General features: G+C 61.1%; 11 protein-coding genes. 8 read left to right on the top strand and 3 right to left on the bottom strand.

Features of this window, described 5'->3' with window-relative positions; all coding sequences use genetic code 11:
• Positions 1–201: 201 nt before the first annotated feature.
• The 6 genes from OC537_RS18200 (at position 202) to deoD (ending at position 6,436) form a co-directional block, all read left to right on the top strand.
• Positions 202–1,476 carry a NupC/NupG family nucleoside CNT transporter gene (locus tag OC537_RS18200; protein ID WP_106885034.1) on the top strand — a complete coding sequence of 425 codons (1,275 nt, stop codon included), beginning with the start codon at positions 202–204 and terminating at the stop codon, positions 1,474–1,476.
• A 123-nt stretch (positions 1,477–1,599) separates the two neighbouring features.
• Positions 1,600–1,770 (top strand): XapX domain-containing protein, encoded by a 171-nt coding sequence (locus OC537_RS18205; RefSeq protein WP_005332215.1) that lies wholly within the window; start codon positions 1,600–1,602, stop codon positions 1,768–1,770.
• Between the two features lie 390 nt (positions 1,771–2,160).
• Entirely contained in the window at positions 2,161–2,934 is a 774-nt protein-coding gene (gene deoC, locus OC537_RS18210) for a deoxyribose-phosphate aldolase (RefSeq protein WP_262113391.1), read from the top strand.
• Positions 2,935–3,017: 83 nt separating this feature from the next.
• The gene (gene deoA / locus OC537_RS18215; protein WP_106885032.1) at positions 3,018–4,349 is read left to right on the top strand and encodes a thymidine phosphorylase; all 1,332 of its coding nucleotides are present in this window, start codon (positions 3,018–3,020) and stop codon (positions 4,347–4,349) included.
• 14 nt (positions 4,350–4,363) lie between these two features.
• Positions 4,364–5,572 (top strand): phosphopentomutase, encoded by a 1,209-nt coding sequence (locus tag OC537_RS18220; RefSeq protein ID WP_025325642.1) that lies wholly within the window; start codon positions 4,364–4,366, stop codon positions 5,570–5,572.
• A 147-nt stretch (positions 5,573–5,719) separates the two neighbouring features.
• Positions 5,720–6,436, top strand: a complete 717-nt coding sequence (gene deoD, locus OC537_RS18225) for a purine-nucleoside phosphorylase (protein WP_111912111.1) — start codon at positions 5,720–5,722, stop codon at positions 6,434–6,436.
• A gap of 303 nt (positions 6,437–6,739) precedes the next feature.
• Here the strand turns inward: deoD and OC537_RS18230 are convergent, their stop codons facing one another.
• From OC537_RS18230 to OC537_RS18240, 3 genes are all read right to left on the bottom strand, one after another.
• Complete coding sequence (locus OC537_RS18230) at positions 6,740–7,681, bottom strand: DUF2950 domain-containing protein (RefSeq protein ID WP_262113399.1); 942 nt, start codon at positions 7,679–7,681, stop codon at positions 6,740–6,742.
• The gene (locus OC537_RS18235; protein WP_262113400.1) at positions 7,681–9,357 is read right to left on the bottom strand and encodes a DUF3300 domain-containing protein; all 1,677 of its coding nucleotides are present in this window, start codon (positions 9,355–9,357) and stop codon (positions 7,681–7,683) included. The genes OC537_RS18230 and OC537_RS18235 overlap by 1 nt, the downstream gene beginning before the upstream one ends.
• Positions 9,358–9,865: 508 nt before the next feature.
• Positions 9,866–10,504, bottom strand: coding sequence for an AhpA/YtjB family protein (locus tag OC537_RS18240; protein WP_106887793.1), 639 nt, complete (start codon positions 10,502–10,504; stop codon positions 9,866–9,868).
• 127 nt (positions 10,505–10,631) lie between these two features.
• Between OC537_RS18240 and serB the strand changes: the two genes are divergently transcribed.
• Complete coding sequence (gene serB / locus OC537_RS18245) at positions 10,632–11,636, top strand: phosphoserine phosphatase SerB (RefSeq protein WP_262113401.1); 1,005 nt, start codon at positions 10,632–10,634, stop codon at positions 11,634–11,636.
• 29 nt (positions 11,637–11,665) lie between these two features.
• A complete protein-coding gene (locus OC537_RS18250; RefSeq protein ID WP_262113403.1) occupies positions 11,666–12,571 on the top strand; it encodes an alpha/beta hydrolase in 906 nt (301 codons plus the stop codon).
• Positions 12,572–12,577: the final 6 nt, after the last annotated feature.

The following is a 12,577-nucleotide window of genomic DNA, read 5'->3' on the forward strand; positions in this document are numbered from 1 at the left end:
GCCGGTGTGATAAAAAACAGGACCCATAAAAATCGTTTGCGGTCTAATTAAACGACGTTCAGCCCATTTCAGGCTTATAAAATGTGACCAGTATTCTATTTTGTCGCACCGTAATTAGTATAATGCGCACCCTTGATTAGCGGCTTTCATACACAAAACGTTAACAAGCTGGCAGGTGCTACTAAAGAGGAAGTGTTAATAATGAATCTGATAATGGGTCTGGTAGGGATGGCGACGCTCATCCTTATCGCGGTGCTGTTCTCCAGCAATCGCAAGGCAATCAAAATTCGTACCGTGGGCGGTGCCTTCGCCATTCAGGCAGGTCTGGGTGCCTTCGTGCTGTATGTCCCGGTTGGCCGGGATATTCTGGTGAGCGTGTCCGATGCCGTCTCCAGCGTCATCGGTTATGGTCAGAACGGTATCGAATTCCTGTTCGGTGGTCTGGTCAGCAACAAGATGTTCGAAGTGTTCGGTGGCGGTGGTTTCATCTTCGCCTTCCGTGTGCTGCCCGTCATCATCTTCTTCTCTTCCCTGATCGCGGTTCTTTATTACCTCGGCATCATGCAGTGGGTAATCAAGCTGCTGGGTGGTGGTCTGCAGAAGGTGCTGGGTACCTCCCGTACCGAATCCCTGTCTGCCACTGCCAACATCTTCGTCGGCCAGACTGAAGCCCCGCTGGTGGTACGTCCCTTCATCTCCAAGATGACCGACTCCGAGCTGTTCGCCGTCATGTGTGGTGGCCTGGCCTCCGTTGCCGGCTCCGTGCTGGCCGGTTACGCCTCCATGGGCGTCAAGATGGAATACCTGATCGCCGCCTCCTTCATGGCTGCCCCGGGTGGTCTGCTGTTCGCCAAGCTGCTGGTACCGGAAACCGAGACCCCGAGCTACGACGAGAACTCCGCCGATGGCGAGCTGGACGACAAGCCTGCCAACGTGATCGACGCCGCCGCTGCCGGTGCCTCCGCCGGTCTGCAACTGGCCCTGAACGTGGGTGCCATGCTGCTGGCCTTCATCGGCCTCATCGCCATGATCAACGGCATCTTCTCCGGCGTGGGTGGCTGGTTCGGCATGCCTGAGCTCTCCCTGGAGCTGCTGCTGGGCTGGCTGTTCTCCCCGCTGGCCTTCCTGATCGGTGTGCCCTGGAGCGAAGCCGTGGTGGCCGGTTCCTTCATCGGTCAGAAGCTGGTGGTGAACGAGTTCGTGGCTTACCTGAACTTCGCCCCCTACCTGAAGGATGAAGTGCTGATCAACGGCGTGGCCATGTCCGATCACACCAAGGCCATCATCTCCTTCGCCCTGTGCGGTTTCGCCAACCTGTCCTCCGTTGCCATCCTGCTGGGTGGTCTGGGCTCCATGGCACCGAACCGTCGCGGCACCATAGCGCGCTTCGGCCTGAAGGCCGTGCTGGCCGGCTCTCTGTCCAACCTGATGTCTGCCACCATCGCAGGCTTCTTCCTGGCACTGACAGCCATGTAATGCTTGTCTGACAGACAAGTTAAAACGAGCGCCACAGCGAAAAGCTGTGGCGTTCTCGTTTGGGGCGGTGACAACCGTTTTCCTTTCTAGACTAATAATAAAATGAGTCAAATCGGAGGTTTTATGAATGAAGTGCTACTGGCGATTGCTGCCGGCTTTATCGTTGGCGTGTTGTTTTCTTTCCTCAAGTTGCCGATCCCGGCACCTCCCGTACTGTCCGGGGTAATGGGGATTGTGGGGGTCTATCTGGGGGGGATTGCCTACTCCTGGATCCTGACCCGCTTCTTCTCTTAAGCACCTTCCAGTGCTGGATTTGCCGGGTGTGAGGTACCTCTGAAATTGGCAAATCCGGCTTGCAAACACGGGGTATCTCGGCTGAAATAGGCGATGCCAGCAGGGTGCTGGCATTGACTAATGCCCACATGAGGTGGGTGTTGGCGGTCAAATGGAATTGATTGGGAAGTCGGGTCTGCGGTTGTCGGCCTTTCTCAAGTCTTCATGGAACCAAGTCCGCACTTTTGTAAGAAAGTGACAGGGCTCTTGCCTTATTTGCAGCCGTATTGCCTGTGCATTTGCGCTGTAATTCCATATCCCTTTCGCCTGGGATCTTCGTTTGCCGATCCTGTGTGTTCGGTGGCGGCGGATCGCGGCTGAGGGGACTTATCGAGACTTTGGAGACATAGCATGACTGATCTGAAACTGGCCGCCCAACGCGCCCTGAACCTGATGGACCTGACCACCCTGAACGATGACGACACCGATCAGAAGGTCATCGACCTGTGCCGCAAGGCCAAGTCTCCGGCCGGCCTCACCGCCGCCGTCTGCATCTATCCCCGTTTCATCCCTATTGCTCGCAAGACCCTGCGTGAGATCGGCGCCGCCGACGTGCGCATCGCCACCGTGACCAACTTCCCTCACGGCAACGACGACATCGAGATCGCCGTGGCCGAGACCCGCGCCGCCGTCGCCTACGGTGCCGATGAAGTGGACGTGGTGTTCCCCTACCGCGCCTTCATGGCCAGCAATGAACAGGTCGGCTTCAGCCTGGTCAAAGCTTGTAAGGAAGCCTGTGGCGACAAGGCGCTGCTGAAGGTGATCATCGAGACCGGTGAGCTGAAAGAAGAGGCGCTGATCCGTCGTGCCTCCGAGATCTCCATCGATGCCGGTGCCGACTTCATCAAGACCTCCACCGGCAAGGTGCCGGTCAATGCGACCCCGGAAGCGGCCCGCATCATGATGGAAGTGATCAAGGCCAAGAACCCGAAGGTGGGCTTCAAGCCTGCTGGTGGCGTGAAAGACGCAGCCGTTGCCGGTCAGTACCTGGCCATGGCCGAAGAGATCCTGGGCAAGGACTGGGTCTCTCCGCGCACCTTCCGCTTCGGCGCCTCCAGCCTGCTGGCCAGCCTGCTGGCGACCCTGGGCCACGGCGACAAGCCGGCCAATACCAGCGGTTACTAAGCGGTGACAGGGGGCGGCCTGCCGCCCCCTCTTCGGATCCTGTTCGGTCTGTGTTCGTGCAAGGCGCACGGAGGGAATGAAAGATGTTTTTGCCTCAAGAAATTATTCGCAAGAAGCGCAACGGTGAAGCGCTCAGTACCCAAGAGATTCAATTCTTCGTCCAGGGCATTACCAACAACAGCATAGGCGAAGGGCAGATCGCGGCCCTGGCCATGGCGGTCTACTTCAAGGACATGACCATGGATGAGCGGGTCGCCCTGACCTGCGCCATGCGCGACTCCGGCATGGTGCTGACCTGGGATCACCTGAACCTGGGTGGCCCCATAGTCGACAAGCACTCCACCGGTGGCGTGGGTGATGTGGTCTCCCTGATGCTGGGCCCCATGGTCGCCGCCTGCGGCGGCTTCGTGCCCATGATCTCCGGCCGTGGCCTGGGCCACACCGGCGGCACCCTGGACAAGCTGGACGCCATTCCCGGCTACCAGACCTCGGTCGACAACGATCGCTTCCTGAAGGTGGTGAAAGAGGCGGGCGTGGCCATCATAGGCCAGACCGGCGATCTGGCCCCGGCCGACAAGCGTATCTATGCGGTACGGGACATCACCGCTACCGTCGAATCCATCGCCATGATCACCGGCTCCATCCTCTCCAAGAAGCTCGCCTCCGGGCTCGAAGCGCTGGTGATGGATGTGAAAGTGGGCTCCGGCGCCTTTATGCCGACCTTCGAGGCCTCCGAAGAACTGGCCAAGAGCATAGTGGCCGTGGCCAACGGTGCCGGCTGCCGCACCTCTGCGCTGCTGACCGACATGAACCAGGTGCTGGCCTCCAGCGCCGGCAACGCGGTGGAAGTGCGCGAGGCGGTTCGCTACCTGACCGGTGAGTACCGCAACCCGCGCATCCACGAAGTGACCATGGCGCTCTGTGCCGAGATGCTGATCTCCGCCAAGCTTGCGAGCGACGAGCAAGACGCCCGTGCCAAGCTGCAGGCAGTGCTGGACAACGGCAAGGCCGCCGAGATCTTCGGTCGCATGGTGACCGGCCTCGGTGGTCCGGCGGACTTCATGGAGCGTTACGACGCTTACCTGCCCAAGGCCGGCATAGTGCGCCCCGTGTATGCGACGCAGAGCGGTTTCGTGACCGCCATGGATACCCGCGAACTGGGTCTGGCCGTGGTCGCCATGGGCGGTGGTCGCCGCGCCGCCGGGGACAAACTCGATTATGCGGTCGGTCTGACCGACTTTATCCGCCTGGGGCAGAGCGTCGAGGCTGACAAGCCGCTCGCGCTGATCCACGCTCAGACAGAAGCTCAATTTGCCGAGGCCGCCCGCATGGTGCAGGCAGCCGTCAAGATCGGTGACACCCGACCAGAGGCACTGCCCGAGGTTTACCGTCGCATCGGTCTGGCCGATTTGTAACAAGGGGAAGACCCATGAAACGTACCTTTATTCTGATGATGGACTCCTTCGGTATTGGCGCTGCCGCCGATGCCGAGAAGTTCGGAGATGTGGGCGCCAACACCCTTGGCCATATCGCCAAGGCCTGCGCCGCCGGTGAGATTGAAGGCCGTGGTGCCCTCAACCTGCCCAACCTCAACAAGCTGGGCCTGGGCCACGCAGGGGAGCAGGCTTCCGGCTACTTCCCGGCAGGCTTGAAGAAAGATATCGAGGTAGTCGGTGCCTATGGCTTTGCCCAGGAGCTCTCCTCCGGCAAGGACACCCCGTCCGGTCACTGGGAGATCGCAGGCGTGCCCGTGCTGTTCGAGTGGGGCTACTTCCACGATCACCACAACAGCTTCCCCCAGGAGCTGCTGGACGCCATCGTCGAGAAGGCGGGTCTGCCGGGTTACCTCGGCAACTGCCACGCCTCCGGTACCCAGGTGCTTGATGACTTGGGTGAGGAGCATATGCGGACCGGCAAGCCTATTCTCTACACCTCTGCCGACTCAGTGTTCCAGATCGCCTGCCACGAAGAGACCTATGGCCTCGAGAAGCTCTACGAGCTGTGCCACATAGTGCGCGAGCTGCTGGAGCCCTACAACATAGGCCGCGTCATCGCGCGTCCGTTCGTGGGCAGCGGCAAGGGCAACTTCAAGCGTACCGGCAACCGTCACGACTACTCTGTGCTGCCGCCGGCGCCGACAGTGCTGGACTACATGAAGGATGCGGGGGGACAGGTGGTCTCCATCGGCAAGATTGCCGACATCTATGCCCAGCAGGGCATCACCAAGCAGGTGAAGGGCACAGGCCTGACCGAGCTGTGGGACAGAACCCTGGAAGAGGTGAAAGCGGCCGGTGACAACACCATCGTCTTCACCAACTTCGTGGACTTCGACTCCTCCTACGGCCACCGCCGTGACGTCAAGGGCTACGCCGATGCGCTGGAGTATTTCGACTCCCGCCTGCCGGAGCTGTTCGAGATACTGCAAGACGGCGATGTGGTGGTGCTGACCGCCGACCACGGCTGCGATCCGACCTGGAGCGGCACCGACCACACCCGTGAATACATTCCTGTGCTGTTCTACGGCAAACCGGTCAAGGCCGGTTCCGTCGGTCGTCGCGAGACCTTCGCCGACATCGGCCAGAGCATTGCGGCCTACCACGGTCTGCCCAAGCTGCAATACGGCACCAGCTTCCTGTGATGCCGGTCCTGGGCAGGGCGGCATCTCAGGTGTGCTCTGCCCGGTTGCAGCAGGGTCTCTGCTTTTTGTAACTGACCCGCCCGCCACTTCGGCGGCGGGCAATTTTAAAAACAATAAAACTCAACCTAGTGTGAAGGAATCAAGAGAATGGCAACTCCTCATATCAATGCAAAAGATGGCGCCTTTGCTGACACAGTGCTGATGCCGGGCGACCCCCTGCGTGCCAAGTACATCGCCGAGACCTTCCTGGAGAACGTCGAGCAGGTGTGTGACGTGCGCAGCATGCTCGGCTTCACCGGTACCTACAAGGGCCGTCGCATCTCCGTCATGGGCCACGGCATGGGCATTCCGTCCTGCTCCATCTATGCCAAAGAGCTGATCACCGACTATGGCGTGAAGACCCTGATCCGCGTGGGCTCCTGCGGCGCCGTGCGTGAAGACGTCAAACTGCGTGACGTGGTGATCGGCATGGGTGCCTGCACCGACTCCAAGGTCAACCGTCTGCGCTTCAAGGATCACGACTTCGCCGCCATCGCCGACTTCGACCTGGTTGCCAATGCCGTGCAAGCCGCCAAGAACAAGGGCACTCCGGTGCGCGTGGGCAACATCTTCTCCGCCGACCTGTTCTACACTCCGGATCCCTCCATGTTCGACGTCATGGAAAAATACGGCATCCTGGGTGTCGAGATGGAAGCCGCCGGCATCTACGGCGTGGCCGCAGAGTACGGTGCCAAGGCACTGACCATCTGCACCGTCTCCGACCACATCCGTACCGGCGAGCAGACCACCTCCGAAGAGCGTCAGCTGACCTTCAACGACATGATCGAAATCGCGCTGGACTCCGTCCTGCTGGGTGACAAGTAATCCCCATTCACATCATGCAAAACGGCGACCTCGGGTCGCCGTTTTTTTATGCTTCATTTGGGGAGTCAGCCCGGAGGGCCTGGTGTGCCGTCTATACACTCTGGTTGCGCACCGCGAGAGCAGCACCATGAAACCAATGCATATCCTGACTCAGCTGATCTTCATTCTGATGCCGAACATCGCGTGGGCCAGCGAGGGGGCGGCTGGCCCCGCATCCCCTCCGGTGATCTCAATCACTCCGCTCTGGGCCCTGCTATTCGCCAAGATCCTATGGTAGAGAAAGAGCCCTAATCACCCTCTTGGCTAATCACCCTCGTTACTCACTACTAGCGACCAGCTCTCATCGGGATCGAACAGCTGGATCGCCTCAACGGCCGTTGCCGTGTCTGCCCCCAGATCCTTTTGATAAACCCGCCCCTCGTGATTCACCATGAAGGTCATCACCCCGCTGTTGGCATAATCGGCCGGCCAGGCGATCAGGGCGACACCGTCTCTTAACAGCCCTTCGACAAAGTACTCTTTACTCCCCCCATTGGCCGCAGCTCCTTGGGCATACAAGATACGGTAGTAGTAGCCATGATAGGGTGTACGTTGACCGACCACGGCCTTGTAGCCCTCTGCGGCGGCACTGACGACCTCCTCTCCGGCCGGGCTTGCTGGTTCACCCTCGCCCACAGGCCAATAGAGTCCATTTTGTTGTCCTGCATCACTGCGTAGTTTGGCCGCAAAGAGTCCCGCAGTTTGGCCATCATGCCCCATGGCGGCGTACTCTATCTGCGCGTCGATAAAGCCACGGCACACCGCAATCGCCCCCAACTCATTCCGACCGATGCGGCGATAGGCGATCTCTTTGGCACCTGCGGCGCCATCGAGATACCACTTGCCATCTGCTGCCACGAGGGGGATGGGCAGTGGCCAATCCGACTCCCCCACGACCAGGATCATTTTATCCTTACCTTCGGCCACCAGTTGGTGCTTGCTCTTGAAGCTCGCGACGAAGGCGGTGCGATCATTGGCGTCGGCCACCTCATCCCCCGAGGTGATGGCCTCCTCACTATTTTCGCCGAGCAACAGCGTCAGTGCGGTGACATCGTTCCGCTCCAGGGCCGTGATCAGGGCCTGCACCGCCTCATCCGGGGTGGCGAAGGTGCGTTGTGCCATGGCGCTTGCGTCGCAGGCAGCGGTCAGGGCCAGCAGGGCCAACCCCCATGAGGGGGCCCAACTCCATTTCAACAAACGCTTCATTATCGCGTACTCCGTCTGGGTTGAGTGTTGCGCCCGGCATGCGCGCTACTAGCCACACTTTCACGGCCACGATGGCTGGCGGCGCGCTCGGTTCTGCCCGAATTCTGCACCCCTTGGAAGGCACTCTTTGAGGCAGCAGGTGCTCTGCGTGTCGCCGTCTGTGTTGCGCTCTTGCTGTGGGTAGCGCGTGGCTGGATATGGCCGCGATCACGCGCCCCAGCGGTCTGCGGAGTGATTTGCTGCCGCTTGACCTTGTCTCCTGCGTAGTTGCCCTGGCGCGGCGTGCGTTGGGCTACATTCGACTCCCTGTTCACCTGTCTAGCGTCGCGTGTCGCCTTGGCGTTTTCGCTTTTGGGCTGGCGGTTGGCTCCCGCATAGCTCCCCTTCGGCGCTGTTGCGCGAGCCTCCCTGTTCACCTCATTGACTGCGCGTGGTGCGCCGGCGTATTCGTTTTTAGGTTGGCGATTGGCCCCCGCATAACTCCCCTTAGGTGTGGCATCTCGTCGGCCCCCTGCCTCGTTATTCAGCGAGCGTGGCTCCAGGGTAGCCAGCTCAGCACGCTGGGGGCGCGCCGCTGTGATGGGACTGTCGGCTTGGCGCAGGTAGTTATTGGGGCCGCGCTCAAACTTGTTGAAGTAATCGTTCCCCTTGGCATTGATATAAATATTGTTGTTGGAGCCCCGCTGATAGTTGGCCGGACGGTTGTAGCCATTGGCGGGACGAAAACCATTGCCATAGTTGGGGTTATAACGATAGGGAGCGTAACCGCCGGGATAATCGGATCCCCAGCGCGGGTAATAATAATCGCCCTCATCATCATCGTCGTTGAAGACCTCGTTGACCAACATGCCCGCACCAAAGGCGAGCAAGCCCGTCACGACCATATCACCGCGGTCGTACTCATCCTCGTCATCATCATTTTCTACCACTGTCGTGGTCGTTGTCGCAGGCGCGGTCGTTGTCGTGGTTTCTGTTGTCACCGGCGCGGGAGCTGGCCCGGCAGCTGGCGGGCTATAGGCGGCGGTTGGGTCGTATTGCGGGACGTAAACGACGTCAGGGTTGGCAGGCGCAATGGTGACAATCTGCTGATTGTTCTGTTCATCCTTGGCCACTTTCATCTGCTCCGAGTCTTTCAGGTTGCCCACCTCCATCGCCTGTTGACGCAGGCGCTGAACGGCTGCCAATACGCCCGGTTCATCGGCCAGGAAGGCGCTGCCCAGCTCAGTCGTCCACTCCATCTTCAGGCACATCATGTCCATGACGGTTGGGAAGTGCATCAGCGACATGGTGGGCGGCGTAAAGCCCAGCGGCGCAATGGCGGCGGTCAGCTCTTTCCCCTTGAGATTGGGGTGGGCGACCAGCCAGTTGCCGGCATCGAGCACCTCTTGCGGATTGGTGGCGCTGGCCAGCACCTGAGCCAATACCGCATCAGGGTAAAGGGCTACGGGCGCAAGCAGGGTCTCGAGAGCCTCTGGGGTATATTTCGATGCTTGTGTGTTAATCGGCTGAGGCTGAGGCTGCGTTTGCGGTGCGACCGCAGCGCTGGCTGTGCTGGCGGCCGCGCTGGGCTGGACGCTTTGCGCGGCGGGGGGGGGCTCCTCTTTGCATGCCGCCAATACCGTGCTGAGGGCGATCACGGCCGCCAACGCGCTACGGCGAAATAGGGGTTGCTTCATGATCTTGCTTCCTTCTGCTGGAGTGGCTGATGCGCCTCTTGCCTGATGATTTCTACAAATGTTGTATCTCAATGCATTCAATGCGGGCGTTTCATACCGAAAACATAAACCACTAATCGAGATCACACCCAAAACCGGCTGGAAAGGCGTGAAAAATTCGTTTGCTCCTGTCCCAAGCTACCCCTGAACACCTTAACGTGACCAGAATCAGATGGACAAACCTGAGAAGTGAAGGGCTATGGGATACCGCCTTCGGTGGCGCTAGAGATTCAATCTATGCACTTGTGGATGGAGAGGATCTAGGCGCAGCACAATGGGACTGCGGATGCAGCGCAAATGGCTGGACAGGCGGGTCAAGGAACTGCGGCATGAAGTGATCGTGGATCGTCACTTCGTCAACGAGCGCTTCAGCGACGACGGCGGAACCAAGCGACTCGATACTCTGCTCGATCAGCTACTCGAACCGCTGGGGGTAATAACAAGAGCAACGCGTTTCGCGAACGGCGCCTTATTCGATGCCGGGCGGCGGGGCGTTGTCGGCGGAGGCCTGGCTCTGCACCGCTCTCTTCTTGTGCTTGCGGACCCGCATGTAGTTGCGGCGCACCCCGTAGGAGATGAGCAGGCCGGCCAGCAGCATCACCAGCAGCATCAGTCGCTGTTTCTCCTGACTCACCTTGAGATGGGTATCCTGCGCGGCGAGCAGCCGTTGCTCTTCCAGGGTGATCCTCAGGTAGCCCAGGGTCAGGTTTCCCTCCTGGATCTCCTGCACGAACTGGGTGCGCCCCTTGCCCTGCTCCGGCAGTGACTTGTTGTCGGTGCCGATGGGCAACAGGTTCTCGAGGGGAACGGCCTGATCCGACTGGGCGAGGGGGATGCCGCGGGCGTCGTAGAGGGTGACGTCGAGGATGTCGGGCTCGGCGGCCAGATCCTGTGCCAGGCGCTCCAGCTCGCTCTCCTTGTCCTCCTTGATCCAGCGTCGCATGTCCCGGGCGGCGTAGGCGACCAGCGCCTGGGCCCTATCCCGCGCCGCGCTGTGCAATGCGGCCTGGCTTGCTCCCTGCATGTGGATCATCAGCACCAGCACCCAGAGACCGAGCAGGATCCCCGCTGCCAGGCTGATAACACGTTTGATGGGGAGATGACGCACAGCGCTGAGCCTCTTGGGGGGAATGGACAATGGTGGCGGGATCTTGGCGCTTGCCTGTACAAAAAGCAATACGCTACTCTGGGCCCGCATGATGAACCCCATGATCTTCAAGGAAGGCGTCTCTCTTATGTTGTTGTCCCAACTCCCCCGCACCCCGCACGACTGGTCCCAGGCTCTGTGCGGTGCTCCCTGCTGGCAACTCACCCCCGAAGCCCTGCTGCCCGCGGCCAGTGCCCATGACGGCGCCTGGCTGGTGCTGTTTGGCAAGGCGCTAGGTGCCCGCCACCTGACACAAGTGGCGACGCTGCTGGCAGACCATAGGGTCGAGGCCAGCCTCTATCCGGTGGGGGAGCAGGCCGGTGTGCCCCTGCTGCTGCTCGGCGCTAGCCGTTTCTCCCCCGAGCTGGTGCTGGCCCTCAAGGGGCAGGAGTGGGACATAGATGCCTGCCATCTCGCCACCTTGCCCACCCTGGGGGCTCCCGGGTTGCTGGTGATGGACATGGATTCCACCGCGATCCAGATCGAGTGCATCGACGAGATAGCCCGCCTGGCGGGTGTGGGTGAGCAGGTGGCGGCCGTGACGGCGGCGGCCATGCAGGGCAAGCTGGAGTTTGCCGACAGCCTGCGCAGCCGGGTCGCCCTGCTGAAGGGCGCCCCTGTCGCCATCCTCGATGAGGTGGCGGCCGCCATGCCCTGGATGCCCGGCTTGCAGCTGATGGTCGACACCCTCAAGCAGGCGGGCTGGACAGTGGCAATCGCCTCCGGTGGTTTTACCCGTTTCGCCGGCGAACTGCAGCAGGCGCTGGGGCTGGACGCCATCTTCGCGAACGAGCTGGCGGTGGAGGGGGGCATGCTGACCGGCCAGGTGAGCGGTCCCATAGTGGATGCCGCCGCCAAGGCCGAGGCGCTGCTGCAATTGGCGCGGGAGCATGGGATCCCCGCTGCCCAGACGGTGGCGGTCGGCGATGGCGCCAACGATCTCAAGATGATGGGGGTGGCAGGGCTCGGCATCGCCATTCACGCCAAACCATTGGTGCGGGCCCAGGCGGCCGCCACCCTCAATCATCATGATCTGGAAGGGGTGCTCTGCCTGCTCGGCGCGCTCGCCTGCCGCGACAGGCGCTGGAGTTGAAACCCGCTCAAGGAGGAGCAGAGAACAAGATGGAACTGTTGCAACAATCCCTGTTTGTCACCTGTGGCGAACATCGGCTCCATGTGCGCCATATCCAGCCCGGTGTCGCCGTCCATGCCGATCCCATCCTGATGGTGCACGGCGCCATCGAGAACGGGCGTATCTTCTACACCGAATCCGGCAAGGGGCTGGCCTGTTTTCTGGCCAGACACGGCTATCAGGTGTACGTGGCCGATCTGCGTGGCCGAGGCCAGAGCACGCCAGCCATCGCCGAGCGTGCCGGTCACGGCCAGCATGAGTTGATCACCGAGGATCTGCCCGCACTGCAGCACTGGGTGGCGGCGCGCCATCCCGCAGCCAGGGTGCACTGGATGGCCCACTCCTGGGGCGGGGTCATCATGGCCTCGACTCTGGTGCGCTTCCCCGAGCTGGCGGATCAGATAGCGAGCCTGGTGTTCTTCGGCACCAAGCGGGGGGTCTCGGTGCAGAGCCCCGAGCGCTGGCTGAAGGTGGACCTGATCTGGAACCGGCTGGCGCCCTGGCTGGCGCGCCGCCAGGGTTTTCTGGCTGCCCGCAAGTTGAAGATAGGGGCCGATGATGAGCCCTTGCGTTACCTGCAGGAGACCATTCCCTGGGTGAAATGCGGGCCCTGGCAGGATCCCCACGATGGCTTTGCCTATGACGAGGCCGCCGCCAGGGTGAGCTGGCCGCCGCTCTGGATGATCTCGGCCAAGGCGGACAAGGTGTTGGGGCACCCCACAGATGTGCGCCGCTTCAGCGCCGAGATGGGGTCGGCGACCCGCCACACCCGCCTCGGCCGGGATAACGGCAACCGGCTCGATTACGATCACATCAACATGCTGACGGCGCCCCAGGCCCAGGAGGATCACTTCCCCGAGATCCTCGCCTGGCTGCTCAACCCCCAGGCGGCCTGAGCGCTC

The sequence above is a fragment of the Aeromonas sp. Marseille-Q5825 genome (assembly GCF_946892685.1).
GTDB classification, from domain to species: Bacteria; Pseudomonadota; Gammaproteobacteria; order Enterobacterales; family Aeromonadaceae; genus Aeromonas; species Aeromonas rivipollensis.

Excerpts from the sequence above, each read along its gene's own strand:
- OC537_RS18200 (WP_106885034.1), top strand. The coding sequence starts at position 202 with ATGAATCTGATAATGGGTCTGGTAGGGATGGCGACGCTCATCCTTATC.
- deoD (WP_111912111.1), top strand. The coding sequence starts at position 5,720 with ATGGCAACTCCTCATATCAATGCAAAAGATGGCGCCTTTGCTGACACA.
- OC537_RS18235 (WP_262113400.1), bottom strand. The coding sequence starts at position 9,357 with ATGAAGCAACCCCTATTTCGCCGTAGCGCGTTGGCGGCCGTGATCGCC.
- OC537_RS18230 (WP_262113399.1), bottom strand. The coding sequence starts at position 7,681 with ATGAAGCGTTTGTTGAAATGGAGTTGGGCCCCCTCATGGGGGTTGGCC.
- deoA (WP_106885032.1), top strand. The coding sequence starts at position 3,018 with ATGTTTTTGCCTCAAGAAATTATTCGCAAGAAGCGCAACGGTGAAGCG.
- deoC (WP_262113391.1), top strand. The coding sequence starts at position 2,161 with ATGACTGATCTGAAACTGGCCGCCCAACGCGCCCTGAACCTGATGGAC.
- OC537_RS18205 (WP_005332215.1), top strand. The coding sequence starts at position 1,600 with ATGAATGAAGTGCTACTGGCGATTGCTGCCGGCTTTATCGTTGGCGTG.
- serB (WP_262113401.1), top strand. The coding sequence starts at position 10,632 with ATGTTGTTGTCCCAACTCCCCCGCACCCCGCACGACTGGTCCCAGGCT.
- OC537_RS18250 (WP_262113403.1), top strand. The coding sequence starts at position 11,666 with ATGGAACTGTTGCAACAATCCCTGTTTGTCACCTGTGGCGAACATCGG.
- OC537_RS18220 (WP_025325642.1), top strand. The coding sequence starts at position 4,364 with ATGAAACGTACCTTTATTCTGATGATGGACTCCTTCGGTATTGGCGCT.